Below are 17261 nucleotides of genomic sequence, written 5' to 3'. Positions count from 1 at the left end.
CCATGGCGATCACACCACTGGATCTGCAGCAGGATGACAAGCAGCTCAAGGGACGTTTGCAGGACGGTCAACTCGATGGCGCGTTGAACATCAAGGATGACGGGCACAAACAAGCCGATCTGCATTACAGCCAGGGTGAGCTGCAAGGCACATCGCTGCTTTATCACCCCAACGGCAAGGTCTCGGCGCAAATGCCCTTTGTGCGCGACAAACTGCAGGGCGTGGCGAGTTTTTACGCTCCGGAGGGATTTTTACAGCGTAAGGCGACGTATCGACGCGGGCTGCTGCATGGCGAAGCGTTCAACTATTTCCCTGATGGCCAGGTGGCGGAGGCTGAGTTCTATCGCGATGGCGTACGTGAGGGGCGTTATCAGCGCTTTCATCCCAATGGCAAGCCGGCGCTGGAAGCGCGCTATGTGAACGGGCAATTGCTGGAGCCGGAACAAGGGTTTGCCGAGGACGGGCGGCCGCTGGGGGCGGATGGCAAGCCGATTTCGCGGGTGCGCTGGTGGTATCGGCAGTGGGCGGATCCGCAGCAGGCCTGAGAACCTTGAAGAGCCCCTCACCCTAGCCCTCTCCCAGAGGGAGAGGGGACCGATTGGGGGAGATTGAAGAGGTTCACCGACGTGAAGGATATGCGCTGAATCCAAAATCAACTCGGTTCGATGCGCAGAGCTAATAATCGACTCGGTCGTTCAGGTCGATGTACAGCGCAAGACACCTCGGTCGGCCCCCTCTCCCTCCGGGAGAGGGCTGGGGTGAGGGTTCAACGGTTCAGGGAATCAGCATCTGCATCTGCCCCGGCACGACAATCTTGATCACCCCCGCCCAGTTGCACATCAACGTCGAGTTGGCATCGATCGCCGGCATCCCGCCCAGCAACAACGTCGGCGCCCCGCCCGGGATCCACGGCGTGGCCGTCGCCGGTATACACGGCATCGGCGTCAACACCCCCAACGCGGCAGCGGTCGCGGCGGCGACCATCGGGTTAGCCATGCTCATGCACACACCGAACGGCAGGATATTGACCAGCGGGATGTGATCCATGATGTTCGCCGCCGGCATCCCGCCAGTCAGCGTGCGATTGACCGGCAACACGTTGAGCATCGACGGCGCGGCGCCGAAACTGCATTGCAACGTGGCCGTGGCACAGACTTGCGGACAGCCCATTTCAACGCTCCTTTTGCCCATGGCATACCCGCTAAACCTTAGTCTGCCGCGGCCCTTCGCGCACATTCTCAAAGGTGATTATCCGGCAACACGCTAACCTATAAGACCGCATCGCGCTTGTGAGCAATCGGGCGCGCCATTAGATTAGCCAATGATGTCTGGCCTCCAAAATAAGCAGAAGGGATAAGCATGGCGCTTACTGACCAGTCCACCCGTATCCGCTCTGGCGAAGAACTCGATGCCAGCCTGATCGATCCGTACCTCAAGGCGCACATTCCAGGCCTCAGCGGCACACCTGCGATCAGCCAGTTCCCCGGCGGTGCGTCGAACCTGACCTACCTGCTGGAATACCCGGAACAGGAATTCGTCCTGCGCCGTCCGCCGTTCGGCCACAAGGCCAAATCCGCCCACGACATGGGCCGTGAATTCCGCATCCTCAATCAATTGCGTGACGGCTTCCCGTATTGCCCGAAAGCCTACGTGCACTGCACCGACGAATCGGTGATCGGCGCCGAGTTCTATGTGATGGAGCGGGTCAAAGGGATCATCCTGCGCTCGGAACTGCCGCCGGAACTGGGCCTCGACTCGGCAAAAACCGAAGCGCTGTGCAAAAGCTTCATCGATCGCTTCGTCGAACTGCACCGCGTCGATTACAACGCCTGTGGCCTCGGCGACCTGGGCAAACCGGAAGGCTATGTCGCGCGCCAGATCAAAGGCTGGAGCGAGCGTTACGAGAAGGCCCTGACGCCCGACGCGCCGCACTGGGAAAAGGTCAAAGCCTGGCTCAACGACAAGATGCCGGCCGACCACCCGACCTCAAGCATCGTCCACAACGACTACCGCTTCGACAACGTCATCCTCGACCCGCACAACCCGATGCAGATCATTGGTGTGCTGGATTGGGAGCTGACCACCCTCGGCGACCCGCTGATGGACCTGGGCAACACCCTCGCCTATTGGATTCAGGCCGATGACCCGGCACCGGTGCAACTGATGCGCCGCCAGCCGAGCCACGCACCGGGCATGCTCACCCGCCGCGAATTCGTCGATTACTACGCCGAGCGTTCGGGCATCCAGATCGACAATTTCGACTTCTACTACACCTACGGCCTGTTCCGCCTGGCCGGCATCGTGCAGCAGATCTACTACCGCTTCTACCATGGCCAGACCCAGGACAAACGCTTCGCGCAGTTCATTCACATGAACAAACTGCTGGAGCAGATGAGCTTGCAAGTCATTGCGAAATCGAGCCTCTGACGGCCCACACTCAGGAACCCTTATGTCCAAGACTCAGTTGTTCGACCTCGACGGCAAAATCGCTTTCGTCTCCGGCGCCAGCCGTGGCATCGGTGAAGCCATCGCCAAACTGTTGGCCCAGCAAGGCGCCCACGTGATCGTCTCGAGCCGCAAACTCGACGGCTGCCAGCACGTCGCCGATGCGATCATCGCTGCGGGCGGCAAAGCCACCGCAGTGGCGTGCCACATCGGTGAAATGGAACAGATCAGCCAGGTATTCGCCGGCATCAAGGAACAGTTCGGCCGCCTCGACATTCTGGTCAACAATGCCGCGACCAACCCACAGTTCTGCAACGTGCTGGACACCGATCTGAGCGCGTTCCAGAAGACTGTCGACGTGAACATTCGCGGCTACTTCTTCATGTCGGTTGAGGCCGGCAAGCTGATGCGCGAAAACGGTGGCGGCAGCATCATCAACGTGGCGTCGATCAACGGCATTTCGCCGGGGATCTTCCAGGGCATCTACTCGGTGACCAAAGCGGCGGTGATCAACATGACCAAAGTCTTCGCCAAGGAATGCGCGCAATTCGGCATCCGCTGCAACGCCCTGCTGCCGGGCCTGACCGACACCAAATTCGCCTCGGCACTGGTGAAGAACGATGCGATCCTCAAGCAAGCGCTGACGCAGATCCCGCTCAAGCGTGTGGCGGATCCGAGTGAGATGGCCGGTGCGGTGTTGTACTTGGCCAGTGATGCGTCGAGCTACACCACGGGTGTTGCGCTGAATGTGGACGGCGGGTTCCTGTCCTGATCCCCAAAGCAAACACATACCCCCTGTAGGAGTGAGCCTGCTCGCGATAGCGGTGTGTCAGTCAACATTCATGATCTGACACACCGCATTCGCGAGCAGGCTCGCTCCCACAAGGGTTTTGTATCAGGCAATGACTTTCGGTAGTTGCCAGCCGAAATGCACCGACAGCAATCGCAGGATCAAACACGCCGCCCCGGCCAACAGCGCCGCCGCGACCGGCGAAACACCCAGCCTGCGCCCGCCGATCAACACCGCCGCGCCAACAAACGCCGAACTGGCATACAAATCCGCCTGCAACACTACCGGAATCCGCGCCAGCACAATGTCGCGAATCACCCCGCCGCCAACGCCCGTGATCGTGCCCATCAACATCGCCACGAACGGCGTGATGCCAAAATTCAACGCCTTCTGCGCACCCGCCACGGCAAACAGCGCCAACCCCGCAGCGTCGAGCACAATCAGCGTCGATCCAGACCAGCCCAGCACCTGCTCATGAAAGACAAACGCCAACCCGCCCATGAAAAACGCCAGCGCCGGGTAGCGCCAATCGGCCACGGCATTGGGTGGCGTCGCACCAATCAAAAGATCACGGGTGACCCCGCCGCCAAGGGCGACGATAAACGCAATCACCATCACCCCGAGCAAATCGAGCTGACTGCGCATTGCCGCAATCGCACCCTCGACAGCAAACACCGCCGTGCCGACCAGGTCGGCCACCAGCACAATCCGCTCAACCCGGGACTTACGCCTCGCCGGCGCTATTGCGTGACGCAACGGGTGGTGGTGATGTGACGAGTCACCTGACCGTCGGCGTACACGTCACCGGCGACTTCAGTGTTCTCGAGCACCTGGCAAGTACGTTCCGGTGGCGGAGGTGGCGCTACCGGCGGAGGTGGCGGTGGACTGGCACAACCCGCAAGCAAAACGGTAAAAAAAACCAACGGCAACACGCGTTTCCCAAGATTGTTCATAGGACGACCCGCGATGAATGGAAGAGCAACTCCCGCGACCCAACCGACCACGGAAGACCTGACCACTCATTCTTTATAGCCGAGCCCCCCGCAAGCGCCAGTGAACGGGCCGTATCGGAGGGGTATGGCTGTCGATTTTGCGTTGGAATCAGCGAGGGTTGGCAGGCTGGGACTCGCTTTTGCCAGACAGGCCGCCTTCGCGAGCAGGCTCGCTCCTACAGTTGGAATGAGTACATCTGCAAGAAACAGGTCGGCTGTCAGGCCGCCTTCGCGAGCAAGCTCGCTCCCACAGAAAAGCAAAAGCAAAAACAAGGCAGCTCCCACCTCGCATCGCTTCGGCTCCTCACCACTCAACAGGATGAGCGTTAGCTCGGCTGCAGCTCTTGATCTTGCCGTGCTGGCCCCTTCGGCAGGCTGAGTGGAGGGATTGATCCGGGGGTGGGAGCGCAGCGACCGTTTGGCGAAGCCAAACACAGCGAGAGGAGGTGCAGCGAAGCAAACCGTAGGCGCTGCCCCCGGATCGATCCCGGAGCGAAGGAACCCCGAGCCCCAGCGAGCGGGCCGAACGCCGGGGCCCAGCCTTTTGGTTACTTTTTGGCGTCTGAAAAAGTGACCCGCCGTAAGGGCGGAACCGCCAGCCGCAACCCCCAAAAAAACGGATATACCCCCCAAACCCCAAGAGCATGGTCGGCCCAAAGGCCGCCAAGCCCAAAAGCCGCCAAGCCCAAAAGCCCTAAGCCAAATCCGGATCCCGAGAAGGACGCAAAGAGTTGCTCTCAAGCTCATACCGCAACTCTTCAACCAACGCCTCGACCGACTCAGCCGTACGCAACGCATCAAGCTTCAACCCACTGATCACCAGATCCACCTGCCCCGACACCGGGTGATACAGCTTCACCGTCAGCGAATGATCACCATCCACCAGACACTCACACGCCAGCGGCGAAAAACTGCGCTCGAGCTGCGCGCGCAACTGCGCAAGATTCATCATTGCGGTTGTTCCTTTAGCCACTTCGAAGGGACGCGACCACAAACCTCAAAAGGCTTGCACCGCACCCCACCAGACTAAGAACAGCCGCCGCCCGCCAACACCTCAAATTGCACCAGATCAACTAGTGCATTTGCACCCTATCGCTGACCCTTGCCACCCGAATCCCCAGAAAACAATCCACGCTCCCGCGCCCAGACAATCGCCTCACTGCGACTGTGCACATCCAGCTTGGAATATACCGTGGCGACATGATTACGCACGGTGTTCGGCGCCAGTTTCAGCCGCGCCGCGATCTCCTTGTCCGCCAGCCCTTCACAGATCAACCCCAACACATCACGCTCGCGCGCCGTCAGATCGGTGAACGACACGCTGGGCAATTGCGGCGAGTTGACCTTCTTCACATTGGCCAGCTTCTCGATCAGCGTGCGACTGAACCAGGAAGCATCCTTCATCACCTCTTCAATCGCCGCCACCAGCTCAAGCTCAGTGCGCTTGCGCTCGGTGATGTCCATCAACACCAGCAAATAACACGGCATGTCCTGAATATTCACGGTGTCGGCGGACAATGCGCACTCCAGCACATCGCCGTCCTTCCTGCGCACCTGCACGTCAACCCGATCAACCCGCCCGCTGTGCTCCAGGGCCGTCAGTAACCGTGCACGTGCCCCTTTGTCACTGACGAAGTCCAGCTGCGTCACGGTCTTGCCGAGCACGTCTTCGCTGTCATAGGCCAGGGTTTCGAGGAACGCCTGATTGACGTCGATCACCAACTGCTCGTCGGCACTGCAGATCAGGATCGGCACCGGCGTCAGGCGAAACGCCTTGGCGAAACGCTCCTCGCTCTGACGCAACGCCACCTCGGCCTTGTGCCGCAGCTCCATGTCGACAAAGGAAAACAGCATGCAATCCTCATCGTTGAGCGTCAGCGGCTGGCCGGCGACGATCACTTGCTTGCTGCTGCCATCGGGCAGACGCAGTTCGGCCTGCATCTGCGGGATGGTCGCGACGTCACGCAGGCGCTGAATCGCCAGATCGCGGTGTTCGGCCTGCTCGAAAATGTCGATTTCATAAGAGGACGTGCCAATCACTTGCTCACGGGTGTACCCGGTCATGTCCAGAAACCCCGAATTGACCTTGATGTAACGCAGATCACTGAGCCGGCAGATCACCGCCGGTGCCGGGTTGGCGTTAAACGTCCTTTCGAAGCGCTGCTCGGCGTTGGCCCAGTCGGTGACGTCGCTCATGATCAGCACCAGCGACTCGGGCTGCCCTTCGCGATCGGTGAGAATCATGCTGCGCACGCTGTGCACCCAGATGCGCTCCGGATCGTCAGCGGGCGACACTTCGATCAATACGTCATTGAAACTTTCACAGCGCGCAACGCGGCTGATCGGGTAGTTTTCGGCGGTGATCGAGTGATTGTTGCGATAACGCAGGTTGAACTGTTTGGCGTATTCGTCGGCATTGTGGCCCAGATCGGTGATGCGCTTGACACCGTGCATGGCCAGCGCGGCTTCGTTGGCCCAGAGAATGCTCTGATCCAGCTCCAGCAGAATCACCCCGTCGGACAGCCCGGCGATGATCTGCTGCAACTGGCGGCGGTTGGTTTCGGTGGTCAGGACTTCCTGGCTCATTGGATCTCCACAAGTGATACGCCCATGTGAAGAGTACGACCGCGGCGGCCTCTGATCGTGCCGACTACTTCTACTCGATCACCATTCTCCTGTGGGAGCGAGCCTGCTCGCGAAGGCGGTATGTCATTCGAAGCAGATGCCGACTGACACTACGCTTTCGCGAGCAGGCTCACTCCCACAGGGAAGAAGTGATTAACCGGGAGATTGGGTTTTCAGTTCACGCAACGTGTCGAGGAACAGCTTGAGCACCGGCGACGCATCGTCGGCGCGATAAGTGGCATACAACGGCACCTCCGGCAACGCCGGGGTCAACCGCCTAAACACCAGCCCCGCCGGCGCCAATTGCTCGATGGACGCCGGCAACAGCGCCACACCAAACCCGGCGCGCACCAGACTCAGCAAGGTCTGCACCTCGATCACTTGTTGACGAATCTGCGGGGTGAACCCGGCCTGAATGCAGCACTGATAAAGAAAATTGGCAAACCGCGACTGCTTCAACTCCAGCGCCACAAACGACTCCTGCGCCAGATCCGCCGGGGCCAGCACCGCACGCTCAGCCAGCGGATGATCCGCTGGCATCACCACATGAATCGGCTCATAGATCAGCAATTCATTGCGCAACAGCGGATCGTCATAACCGACGCGAAACACGCAGGCATCGATACGCTTCTCCTTTAACGCCTTGACCTGCGCCGCCGGGGTCATTTCATGCAAACGCCAGTTGACCTGCGGATAGCGCTCTCGAAACAGGTGCAAGGCCTTGGGCAACACGCCGACCATCACCGAACTGATCATGCCGATTTCCAGCTCGCCCAATTGCCCGCGCCCGGTCTGTCGCGTCAGGTCCAGCGCCCGTTCGAGCTGTTCGAACACCAGCGGCGCCTGCTCCTTGAGCATCTGCCCCGCTGCGGTCAGTTCAACCCGATGATGGCTGCGCTCGAACAGTGGCGTACCCAACTCTTCTTCCAGCAAACGAATCTGCTGACTCAGTGGCGGCTGGCAGATATGCAAGCGCTCGGCGGCGCGACCGAAATGCAGCTCATCGGCGAGCGCCATGAAGTAGCGGAGCAGACGCAAGTCCATGGCGGCTTACCCCAGACTCAGCGGTGTCGAACGCTGGCGCACGCCGGTCAGCGCGAACAGCGCGTTGGCGATGGCCGGCACCACCGACGGACTGCCCAATTCGCCGACGCCACCGGGTTTGCTCGGCTCACCGTCGAGCACGAGGATGTCGATGGCCGGCATGTCCGACATGCGCGTAACGCGGTAATCGTGGAAATTACTCTGCACCACCCTGCCCTGTTTGATCTCGAGCCGGTCGAACAACGCGTGGCCGAAGCCCCACATCAGACCGCCATAGATCTGCTCTTCGACACCGCCCGGCGAGACAGCCAGACCGCAATCGACCACACAGGTGAGTTTCTCGACTTTCGCCTTGCCGTCGACCTTCGCCACCCGCGCAACCACGGCGATAAAACTGGTGTAACCCTGATTCGTAGCGATCCCCAGCGCCGTGCCGGGTGGCAGCGGTTTACCCCAACCGGCGCGCTCGGCAGCTTGCTTGAGCACTGCCACATGGCGAGATCTTTCCTGCATATTGGCGAGACGAAATTCCAGCGGATCAGAGCCTGCTGCATGAGCCAGCTCATCCATGAAACTTTCTACGGCAAACACGTTGGGGATGAAACTGACCGAGCGATACCAACCGCTGGGCACGTCGCTTTCGTGCTTGACCCAGTTCAGCTCCAGATGCGGCGGACGATAGGCGAAGTCCCACGCGGTGATTGCCTCGGTGGTGCTGTAATCCATCTTGTCGGGGCGCTCGAAATAGCCCGGCTCCCACTGTTCCGGCGAGGCTGGCGATACCGCGTGCAGTTGCAGCGCGCTGAGTTTGCCTTGAGCGTCGAGCGCGCCTTTGACCCGATGCAGAGTCGCCGGATGATTGAACAGTGCGTGCATTTCATCTTCGCGGCTGTTGAGCAATTTCACCGGTAAACCGGTTCTCTGCGCCAGATACGCGACCTCGAACAACCAGTATTTGGCCTCCCGCGCGCCGAAGCTGCCGCCGGAGACCAATTCATGAATGGTCACGTTGGCCTTGTCGATCCCGCACACGGTTTGCGCCGCTTCCAGCGCCGAGGACGGCACCTGCACGCCGCCCCAATAGGTGATTGCCTTGTCCTTGACCTGCGCGGTGATGCAGATAGGTTCCAGCGGGTTTTGCACTTTGTAGGGCATGGTGTAATCGGCTTCGATCAGCTGCGCCGCACCGGTCCATTGCCCGGCGACATCACCTTGGGTCATGGCGTTGACGGTTTGAGCTTTTGGATCGCCGATGGCTTTAGCCTGCGCGCTGGCCAGTTGCTCGCTGTCGAACCCGGCCAGCGGCGAATCACTCCATTTGATCTCCAGCACTTGGCGGCCCTGCTGCGCGGCCCAGAAGGTATCCGCCAATACGGCGACACCTTCCATGTTGCCGCCCAGCACATCCGGACGCCCCGGAATCGCCAGCACTTTGCGCACACCCGGCACCTTTAGCGCCGCTGCAGAATTGACGCTGAGCACTTTCGCTCCGACCACCGGCGCACGCTGAATCACCGCCACCAGCATGTCCGGCAATTGCACGTCGATGCTGTACTTGAAGCGCCCACACACCTTGGCTGCCGCATCGCGTTTGTGGCGCAGTTTGCCAATGTATTTGAACTGCGCCGGATCCTTCAGCGTGACGTTGGTCGGCGCCGGCAGATTCGCCGCAACGCCGACCAGTTCGCCATAACCGAGGCTGCGTTTGCTCGCAATATGAACGACCCGACCGTCTTCAGTGGCGCAGCTGTCAGGGCTGACTTTCCACTGTTTTGCCGCCGCCGCAATCAACAGCGCCCGCGCCGTGGCACCGGCCATGCGCAAGCGATCGTATTCGAGGGAAACGCTGGTGCTGCCGCCAGTGGAAAACACCTTCCAGACCGGGTGAATGTAGGTCTCGAAAAACGGATCTTCCGGAGTGATGACCTGCACGGTCATCGGATTGACGTCCAGCTCTTCAGCCACGCACGCAGCCAGAGCGGTTTGCGTACCGGTGCCGGAATCATGCTTGTGCACCACCAGTTTCACCGTGCCGTCAGGCAGCACGCGCACCCAGGCATTGGGTTCGAATTCGCTCGCCGGGGCCGGGGCTTTCGGGTCAGTCGCCGCTATGCCGCCCGGCAGATACAGAGCAATCGCCAAGCCTGAAGCAACCGTCACCGCTTGCTTGAGAAAAACCCGGCGCGGCAGTTCGATGCGAGTGTCGTCGATAAGGCTCATCACGCCTCCTTCGGCGCATTCGCCGCGCGCTTGATCGCTTTGTTGATGCGTCCGTAAGTGCCGCAGCGGCAGATATTCCCGGACATGGCATTGCGGATCGAATCGTCGGTCACCGCCGCACCGGTGTTGAGCAACGCGGCGGCGGACATGATCTGCCCGGATTGACAGTAACCGCATTGCGGCACATCTTCGGCGACCCAGGCCAGTTGCAACGGATGGCTTTGCGTCGGCGACAAACCTTCGATGGTGGTGATGCTGTGACCCGCGACGGCGGCCGCTGGCAATTGGCAGGAACGCACCGCGACGCCGTTCAGATGCACGGTGCAGGCACCGCACAGGCCCATGCCGCAACCGAACTTGGTGCCGGTGAGCTTCAGTTGATCACGCAGTACCCATAACAAGGGCATGGAGGAGGACGCTTCATCCAGCTCGCGTCGTTCGCCGTTAACCGTGAATGCAATCATTGTCAGGCTCCAGAAGAGCGGCCCGTCTTTGTGCGGGCCTGGTCACCGATTATTGGAACCCTGAGCAACACGCGGCCAGCGACGATTTCTGCCAACCGCTGTAAGCAGGACTAACAACATGTACAAGCGATACCCGTCGGTGCAGTCCATGAGCGCGTTTATCCACGCGGCGCGCAGCGGCAGTTTCTCCAGCGCTGCGCGCAAACTTGATCTGACCCACAGCGCGATCAGCCAGCAGATTCGTGCGCTGGAAGATTTCATCGGCCAGCCGCTGTTCGTCCGTGAAGGTGGCGGCAGCAACCTGACCGACGCCGGGCAGTTGTTTGCCAGCGTGTTGTCGGACGGTCTGGCGCAGATTGACCGGGCGATCTCGTCGGTGAAAAACCGTAGCGTGGCGCAGCGTTTGACCCTGGATGTGGACAGCGAACTGGCGCAGAGCTGGCTCAATCCGCGCTTGCCGCAGTTGCTTGATGAGCTGCCGGATTACGAGGTGACACTGCTGTCGATGCCGCGCAGTGATCGCAGTACGTTTGAGCGAGTCGATCTGGCGCTGCGTTATGGCTATGGCGATTGGGATGACTGTGAGATGACGCAGATTTGTGGCGATCGGGTGTTGGCGGTGGCTTCGCCGGCGTTGCTGGAGCGCTATGGTTTGCAGGCGCCGTTGAGCCCGGCGCAGATTCTTGAGTTGCCGTTGTTGGGCTATACGCGAAGGTCGTGGATTCCGTGGCTGGATGCGGCCGGGCTGACGCCGACTGAACCACCGGCGCGGGTGATTTTTGATAATGCGGCGAATTTGATTGCGGCGGCTGAAGCAGGCGTTGGCGCAGGACTGGTGCGTGGATTATTGGCGGCCGATGCGCTGCGCAGTGGGCGGTTGGTGGTGTTGAACGAGGCGCAGATTGCGGCGCATTACAACCTCTACGCGGTGTGGCCGCATGGGCAGGCTGAGCGTGTAGCGCCGGTGGTTGATGCGGTTAGGCAGTTAGTCCTGTGTACGCTTGAGAACCCTGCCCTCACCCTAGCCCTCTCCCAGAGGTAGAGGGGACCGATCGGGGAATATTGGCGAATGACACCGACGTGCACCTCCTGCTGTGAATCCATAATCGACTGGTTCTTTCAGGTCGATGTACAAGGCAAGTCACCTCGGTCGGCCCCCTCTCCCTCCGGGAGAGGGCTGGGGTGAGGGTCGCTTTTGACCTGCCCATATAGAACAAGTATCACCACCCCGTGCAATTAATATTGTACGAACCCGCCCCCCCTTTCCAATACTCGCCCTCAGCAACCACCCACCCGGGCCGGATGCGAACAGGCGAGGGAATGCGCGAATCCTGCGCATAGAAACGGCCGATTGCCCGGGACGTGGATGCCGAGAGCCGCAAGGCTCCCTTCCCCGCTATCAGGAGATCGACTGCAATGATCATCGATATCAGCTGCTATCCCACGGATCTCGTGGACCTCGCCTGGAGGCATGACGGTGACCCGTTCACCGGCGAGCGTCTGCTGGAGATGATGGATGGCCCGTACATGGTCAACGGCAAGCCGCGCCGTATCGACAAAGCCTTCATCCAGCCGCCGCAGGGCAACACGATTTACACCTGGACCGACGGCGACCTCAGCGGCCGCGAATCCATTGACGCCTACATGGCCTACACCCTGAAAATGGTCCAGACCTACCCCGATCGTTTCATCGGCTGCTTCGTCTACAACCCGCGTTGCGGTGTGGAAAACGGCGTCGAGGCGATCGAGCGCTACGTCAAGGAACACGGTTTCGGCATGGTGCAGATGCAGGCCAACATGCACGCCTACCGTCCTGACCGTGCGCTCGACTGGGTGCGCCCATGCTTCGAGAAGTGCGCCGAACTGGGCATCCCGGTCAAGCTGCACACCGGCGACGGCCCTTACAGCATCCCGTCGGAGTGGGTGCCGATGATCAAGGAATTCCCCAACGTCAACTTCATCATGGCCCACTTCGGCGTGCAGACTGGCGGCGTCTACGTGTTCGAACCGATGCAATGGGCGATGGAATTGCCCAACGTCTACTGCGAATCCGGCTGGTGCCTGCAATCGCGGATCGTCGAGTTCGCCAAGGTCTTGCCGACGCACAAAATCCTCTTCGGTACCGACACGCCGCCTAACGAACCGGGCATGTGGCTGCGCCTGCTCGAAGTGCTCTGCCACGAACCACCACAAGGCCTGAACCTCGACGAGGACACCCTCGAAGACTACTTGGGCAACAACACCGCGCGGATGATCGGCCTCGAACCGACCCCGCCACCACGTTCCGTTTCCGAAGCAGAGGCGCAACTCAAGCACCCCGTCACCACTCAACTGGCCAGGAGCTGAACCGATGATCATCGACACCCATCTGCACCCTACCAACCTGGTCGACGAGGCCTGGCGCCACACCGGCGAACCGTTCACCGGCGAGCGCATGCTCAAGTTGATGGACGGCCCGTACATGATCAACGGCAAACCGCGTCGCATCGACATGGGTTTCATCCAGCCGCCACCGGGCAACACCGGCTATCGCGACGGCAACCGCCGAGGCCGCGAAGGCGTGCGCGACTACATGTCCTACGTCGCTGAACTCTGTGTGAAGTACCCGGACCGCTTCATCGGCAACTTCAACTTCAACCCGCGCTGGGGACCGGAAAACGGTGCGGCGGAGCTGGAATTCCACATCAAGGAATACGGCTTCAAGATGCTCAAACTGCACGCCAACATGCACGGCTATCGCCCGGATCGCGCACTCGACTGGTTGCGCCCGGCGATGAAGGTCTGCGCCAAGTACAACATCGTTGTGCTGATCCACACCGGCGACGGCCCGTATACGATTCCGACGATGTTCTACCCGATCATCCGCGAGTTTCCGATGGTCAATTTCATCATCGGTCACTTCGGTATCCAGACCGGCGGCAACTACTCGTTCGAAGCGTTCTGGATGGCCATGGACACGCCAAACGTGTACTGCGAATCGGGCTGGTGCTTCCAGTCGCGCATCGTCGAATTCGCCAAGGAGCTGCCGCGCAACAAGATCGTCTTTGGCACGGACTCGCCACCGAACGAACCGGGGATGTGGCTGAGGGAACTGGAGGTGTTGTGCTCGCCGGCACCGCAGGGTCTGGGGATTGATGAGGATCATCTCGAGGACTACCTGGGGAACAACATCGCACGGTTGTGCGGGATCGAACCGACGCCTCCGCCGAAAGACCTGGCCGAGGCCGACATTCGCCTGACCACCACCTACCTGTAGCCACACACAAAACCCAATGTGGGAGCGAGCCTGCTCGCGAAAGCGGTGCGTCATTTAGCGGTGATAGTGACTGATACACCGCTATCGCGAGCAGGCTCACTCCTACAAGGGAGCGGTGTTCAACCCAGGCACACAGCGACTTTACAGGCACGAAGATGACCCGGCGTTCGTTCGTCCGGCAGGCCAACGGCTGGCCGTTTGAACGCCCTCTCACCCCTGCGTGCCTGCTTTTTACGAGGTGACACCATGACCCGTTCGACGCTCGGCGATTCTCAGGACTTTCACGTGTTCATCGACGCCTATCGCCGTGAGTACCCGGACGATGTGCTGACTGTTACCCAAGCGATTTCCGCCGATCAGGACGTCACCGCCCTGGTCGATGCCCTCGCCGCCCAAGGCCGCGATCCACTGCTGATCTGCGAAAACGTCGGCAACCTCCGCGTGCCGGTGGCGACCAATCTGTTCGCCTCCAGAACCCGCATCGCCCGGCTGTTCGGCGTAACCCCGGCGCAATTGCACGAAACCTTTCAAACCCGCGCCAACCGCCCCATCGCGCCACGTTATGTAGAAAGCGGCCCGATCCTCGATGAAGTGTTCGAAGGCGAAGCGCTCGATCTGGCGCTGCTGCCGATGCTCAAGCATTTCGACAGTGATCGCGGCCCGTACATCACCAACGCGATCATCGTTGCCGAAGACCCGCTGACCGGCATCGCCAACATGAGCTATCACCGCTCGATGCGCCACGCCCGGCAAGCGCTTGCGACCAGCCTGCACTCACGTGGGCACTTGTGGCGGATGCTGCAAACCGCGCGCGAGCGTGGTGAAGAATTGCGTGTGGCGATGGTGGTTGGCGCGCATCCGCTATTCATGCTCGCCGCCGCCGCGCGTTTGCCTTATGGCGCCGATGAACGCGCCGTGGCTGGCGGCCTGTTCGGCGCGCCGCTGGAGCTGGTGAAAACCCCGCGCTACGGCATCGGCGTGCCGGCGTTCGCCGAGTTCGTGCTGGAAGGTGCCATCGACCCGGCGGCCTACGCCGAGGAAGGCCCGTTCGGCGAATTCAGCGGTTACTCCTCGGATCGTTCGACCAACAATGTGCTGCGCGTCGACACCCTGTTAAAGCGCAAAGACGCCTGGCTGGTCGACGTTATGGGCGGCCGCTACGCCGAACACCTGACCCTCGCCCGTCTGCCCCGTGAAGCGGAGATGAGCGAGAAACTGAAAGCGCGTTTCCCTGCCGTCACCGCTGTGCATTACCCCAATTCCGGCACGCATTTTCACTGCTACGTGGCGCTGGATCAGAGCCGCGATGGCGAGGCGCGGCAGATCATGCTGGCCTTGCTCGGCTGGGATCCGTACCTGAAAACCGTGATCGCGGTGGACAGCGATATCGACATCAGCGATGACAGCCAGGTGTTGTGGGCACTGGCCACGCACTTCCAGCCGCACCTGGATATTTTCACCATTGATGGCTTGCCGGGCAGTCCGCTCGATCCGTCGTCCTCGGTCAATGGCACCACCTCGCGGATGGGCCTGGATGCGACTCGCGGTTCCGGGTTTGACGGGATCAAGGCGCAGCTCGATCAGGAAGTTCTGGGGCGCGCGCGGAGTTTGCTCAAAGGGCTTGAATCGTGAACCGGCAACGGCTGGTGGTCGGCATCAGCGGTGCGTCCGGCTTCATCTATGGCGTACGCCTTTTGCAATTGCTCGCTGAACTGGATATCGAAAGCCACCTGATCATCAGCCGTGCCGCGCTGCTGACCATGGCCCACGAGACCGACTACAAACTCGCTGACGTCACTGCGCTGGCCAGTTATTACCACCGCGCCGATGACGTCGCTGCCGGGATCGCCAGCGGTTCGTTTCGTTGTCTGGGGATGGTGGTTGCGCCGTGTTCGATGAGGACGCTGGCGGAGATTGCCACTGGCACTTCCTCGGGACTGATCGGCCGCGCCGCCGACGTCACCCTCAAGGAGCGCCGCACGCTGGTGTTGATGGCCCGCGAAACCCCGCTGACCCTCGCCCACCTGCGCAACATGACTGCCGTCACCGAGATGGGCGGGATCATCGCCCCGCCGGTGCCGGCCTTCTACGCCCGCCCGGAAAATCTGGCGCAAATGGTCGACCACAGCCTCGGCCGCGTGCTCGACCTGTTCGGCCTCGATGCCGGCGTCGCCACCCGCTGGAGAGAACACCCAACCCCCTGTAGGAGTGAGCCTGCTCGCGATGACGTTGTATCAATCACATAAATGTCGGCTGATACACCGCCATCGCGAGCAGGCTCACTCCTACAAAAAAGCAGCACCACCCGAATTCAGTGTGCACCGGTTAAACAGTACAAAGGAGCCTCACCATGAACACCCCCTTCAACGCCCCAACCCGCAACACCAAAATCCCCGTGACCATCCTCACCGGTTTCCTCGGTGCCGGTAAAACCACCCTGCTCAATTACATCCTCAAGGAAAACCACGGCCGCAAGATCGCCGTGATCGAAAACGAATTCGGCGAGGTCGGCATCGACGGCGACCTCGTCCTCAGTTCCGAGACCGAAGAAATCTACGAGATGGTCAACGGCTGCGTGTGCTGCACCGCCGAGGTTCGCGAGGACCTGGTGCGCATCGTCCGCGAGTTGGTCGCACGCCCGGTACGCCTTGATCACATTCTTATCGAGACTAGCGGTCTGGCCGATCCGTACCCGGTGGCGCAGAGCTTTTTCATCAATGACCCGATTGCCGAGGAAGTGGAACTCGACGCGATCGTGACCATGGTCGACGCCAAGCACATCGCCCAGCATCTGGAGGATCTGCAACTCGACGGCGTCGATAATCAGGCGGTGGACCAGATTGTTTGCGCCGACCGGATCGTCATCAACAAGGTCGATCTGGTCAGCGCTGAAGAAGTGGAAACCCTGCGCGGCAAGATCCGTGGCTTGAATGCCACAGCGGATCTGGTGACCTCGACCCATGCGCAAATCGACCTGACGAAAATCCTTGGCATCGGCGCGTTCGAATGCACGCAGAAGCTGATGGAAATCGGCGCGGATCAGCACGATCACCACGACCATGAGCATCACGCTGAGCACTCTATTGAAGAGCAGGATCACCAACACGACCCAAGCGTGTCATCGGTAGGCATCGCCGTGGACGGCGCGGTGAACCTGATGGCGTTCCATCGCTGGATCAGCGAACTGCGTTCCTCCCAGGCCGACAACCTGTACCGCATGAAAGGTGTGCTCGCGGTGGCCAACGAAGACCAGCGCTATGTGCTGCAAGGCGTGCACAGCCTGGTCGAATTTCGTGCCTCGACCGCGTGGGGCACGGAGCCCCGCTCGAGCAAGATCGTATTCATCGGCCGCGACCTGGACCGCGCGGCGTTGAACCAAGGCTTCGCCGCCTGCCTGGCAGGCTGAAACAAGGCATCGAAGCCGG

Annotated in this window: 16 protein-coding genes; 9 read left to right on the top strand and 7 right to left on the bottom strand. The window is 60.7% G+C overall.

Annotation, left to right across the window (positions count from 1 at the left end; genetic code table 11):
- Window positions 1-2: 2 nt before the first annotated feature.
- Entirely contained in the window at window positions 3-545 is a 543-nt protein-coding gene (locus AC5SEM_RS07650) for a toxin-antitoxin system YwqK family antitoxin (protein WP_495472551.1), read from the top strand.
- Between the two features lie 229 nt (window positions 546-774).
- Here AC5SEM_RS07650 and AC5SEM_RS07645 read toward each other — a convergent pair whose 3' ends face one another.
- A complete protein-coding gene (locus AC5SEM_RS07645) occupies window positions 775-1170 on the bottom strand; it encodes a DUF4280 domain-containing protein (protein WP_007911072.1) in 396 nt (131 codons plus the stop codon).
- Between the two features lie 189 nt (window positions 1171-1359).
- On the opposite strand from AC5SEM_RS07645, the gene AC5SEM_RS07640 reads away from it, so the two are divergent.
- Window positions 1360-2427: a phosphotransferase family protein gene (locus AC5SEM_RS07640; protein ID WP_495472550.1), complete on the top strand. Its 1068-nt coding sequence runs from the start codon at window positions 1360-1362 to the stop codon at window positions 2425-2427.
- Window positions 2428-2449: 22 nt separating this feature from the next.
- Window positions 2450-3217: an SDR family oxidoreductase gene (locus AC5SEM_RS07635; RefSeq protein WP_034152479.1), complete on the top strand. Its 768-nt coding sequence runs from the start codon at window positions 2450-2452 to the stop codon at window positions 3215-3217.
- 123 nt (window positions 3218-3340) lie between these two features.
- Here AC5SEM_RS07635 and AC5SEM_RS07630 read toward each other — a convergent pair whose 3' ends face one another.
- The 6 genes from AC5SEM_RS07630 to AC5SEM_RS07605 all read right to left on the bottom strand — a co-directional run bounded on the left by AC5SEM_RS07630 (window position 3341) and on the right by AC5SEM_RS07605 (window position 10580).
- Window positions 3341-3934, bottom strand: a complete 594-nt coding sequence (locus tag AC5SEM_RS07630) for a trimeric intracellular cation channel family protein (RefSeq protein ID WP_240049765.1) — start codon at window positions 3932-3934, stop codon at window positions 3341-3343.
- A gap of 987 nt (window positions 3935-4921) precedes the next feature.
- On the bottom strand, window positions 4922-5179 hold the full coding sequence (locus tag AC5SEM_RS07625; RefSeq protein ID WP_495472549.1) for a DUF1652 domain-containing protein: 258 nt from the start codon (window positions 5177-5179) through the stop codon (window positions 4922-4924).
- 137 nt (window positions 5180-5316) lie between these two features.
- Window positions 5317-6813: a helix-turn-helix transcriptional regulator gene (locus AC5SEM_RS07620; RefSeq protein WP_116031232.1), complete on the bottom strand. Its 1497-nt coding sequence runs from the start codon at window positions 6811-6813 to the stop codon at window positions 5317-5319.
- Window positions 6814-7005: 192 nt separating this feature from the next.
- Complete coding sequence (locus AC5SEM_RS07615) at window positions 7006-7896, bottom strand: LysR substrate-binding domain-containing protein (RefSeq protein ID WP_212622425.1); 891 nt, start codon at window positions 7894-7896, stop codon at window positions 7006-7008.
- A gap of 6 nt (window positions 7897-7902) precedes the next feature.
- Window positions 7903-10116: a xanthine dehydrogenase family protein molybdopterin-binding subunit gene (locus AC5SEM_RS07610; RefSeq protein WP_495472548.1), complete on the bottom strand. Its 2214-nt coding sequence runs from the start codon at window positions 10114-10116 to the stop codon at window positions 7903-7905.
- The gene (locus tag AC5SEM_RS07605) at window positions 10116-10580 is read right to left on the bottom strand and encodes a (2Fe-2S)-binding protein (protein ID WP_077572229.1); all 465 of its coding nucleotides are present in this window, start codon (window positions 10578-10580) and stop codon (window positions 10116-10118) included. The genes AC5SEM_RS07610 and AC5SEM_RS07605 overlap by 1 nt, the downstream gene beginning before the upstream one ends.
- A gap of 118 nt (window positions 10581-10698) precedes the next feature.
- On the opposite strand from AC5SEM_RS07605, the gene AC5SEM_RS07600 reads away from it, so the two are divergent.
- The 6 genes from AC5SEM_RS07600 (at window position 10699) to AC5SEM_RS07575 (ending at window position 17242) form a co-directional block, all read left to right on the top strand.
- Entirely contained in the window at window positions 10699-11622 is a 924-nt protein-coding gene (locus tag AC5SEM_RS07600) for a LysR substrate-binding domain-containing protein (RefSeq protein WP_495472547.1), read from the top strand.
- Window positions 11623-11996: 374 nt separating this feature from the next.
- Complete coding sequence (locus tag AC5SEM_RS07595; protein ID WP_495472546.1) at window positions 11997-12926, top strand: amidohydrolase family protein; 930 nt, start codon at window positions 11997-11999, stop codon at window positions 12924-12926.
- Window positions 12927-12930: 4 nt separating this feature from the next.
- Window positions 12931-13836, top strand: a complete 906-nt coding sequence (locus tag AC5SEM_RS07590) for an amidohydrolase family protein (protein ID WP_007952854.1) — start codon at window positions 12931-12933, stop codon at window positions 13834-13836.
- Window positions 13837-14082: 246 nt separating this feature from the next.
- Window positions 14083-15468: a UbiD family decarboxylase gene (locus AC5SEM_RS07585; RefSeq protein WP_495472545.1), complete on the top strand. Its 1386-nt coding sequence runs from the start codon at window positions 14083-14085 to the stop codon at window positions 15466-15468.
- Window positions 15465-16082 (top strand): UbiX family flavin prenyltransferase, encoded by a 618-nt coding sequence (locus AC5SEM_RS07580; protein WP_371043885.1) that lies wholly within the window; start codon window positions 15465-15467, stop codon window positions 16080-16082. Before AC5SEM_RS07585 ends, AC5SEM_RS07580 begins: the two co-directional genes overlap by 4 nt.
- A gap of 104 nt (window positions 16083-16186) precedes the next feature.
- Window positions 16187-17242 (top strand): CobW family GTP-binding protein, encoded by a 1056-nt coding sequence (locus AC5SEM_RS07575; RefSeq protein ID WP_495472544.1) that lies wholly within the window; start codon window positions 16187-16189, stop codon window positions 17240-17242.
- Window positions 17243-17261: the final 19 nt, after the last annotated feature.

The organism is Pseudomonas sp. CH61, from assembly GCF_059429415.1.
The sequence above is the reverse complement of the archived record's forward strand: the minus strand, read 5'-3'. Positions and strand labels throughout refer to the sequence as shown.

Excerpts from the sequence above, each read along its gene's own strand:
- AC5SEM_RS07600 (WP_495472547.1), top strand. The coding sequence starts at position 10,699 with ATGTACAAGCGATACCCGTCGGTGCAGTCCATGAGCGCGTTTATCCAC.
- AC5SEM_RS07640 (WP_495472550.1), top strand. The coding sequence starts at position 1,360 with ATGGCGCTTACTGACCAGTCCACCCGTATCCGCTCTGGCGAAGAACTC.
- AC5SEM_RS07575 (WP_495472544.1), top strand. The coding sequence starts at position 16,187 with ATGAACACCCCCTTCAACGCCCCAACCCGCAACACCAAAATCCCCGTG.
- AC5SEM_RS07650 (WP_495472551.1), top strand. The coding sequence starts at position 3 with ATGGCGATCACACCACTGGATCTGCAGCAGGATGACAAGCAGCTCAAG.
- AC5SEM_RS07645 (WP_007911072.1), bottom strand. The coding sequence starts at position 1,170 with ATGGGCTGTCCGCAAGTCTGTGCCACGGCCACGTTGCAATGCAGTTTC.
- AC5SEM_RS07610 (WP_495472548.1), bottom strand. The coding sequence starts at position 10,116 with ATGAGCCTTATCGACGACACTCGCATCGAACTGCCGCGCCGGGTTTTT.
- AC5SEM_RS07585 (WP_495472545.1), top strand. The coding sequence starts at position 14,083 with ATGACCCGTTCGACGCTCGGCGATTCTCAGGACTTTCACGTGTTCATC.
- AC5SEM_RS07625 (WP_495472549.1), bottom strand. The coding sequence starts at position 5,179 with ATGATGAATCTTGCGCAGTTGCGCGCGCAGCTCGAGCGCAGTTTTTCG.
- AC5SEM_RS07595 (WP_495472546.1), top strand. The coding sequence starts at position 11,997 with ATGATCATCGATATCAGCTGCTATCCCACGGATCTCGTGGACCTCGCC.
- AC5SEM_RS07615 (WP_212622425.1), bottom strand. The coding sequence starts at position 7,896 with ATGGACTTGCGTCTGCTCCGCTACTTCATGGCGCTCGCCGATGAGCTG.
- AC5SEM_RS07590 (WP_007952854.1), top strand. The coding sequence starts at position 12,931 with ATGATCATCGACACCCATCTGCACCCTACCAACCTGGTCGACGAGGCC.
- AC5SEM_RS07605 (WP_077572229.1), bottom strand. The coding sequence starts at position 10,580 with ATGATTGCATTCACGGTTAACGGCGAACGACGCGAGCTGGATGAAGCG.
- AC5SEM_RS07620 (WP_116031232.1), bottom strand. The coding sequence starts at position 6,813 with ATGAGCCAGGAAGTCCTGACCACCGAAACCAACCGCCGCCAGTTGCAG.
- AC5SEM_RS07635 (WP_034152479.1), top strand. The coding sequence starts at position 2,450 with ATGTCCAAGACTCAGTTGTTCGACCTCGACGGCAAAATCGCTTTCGTC.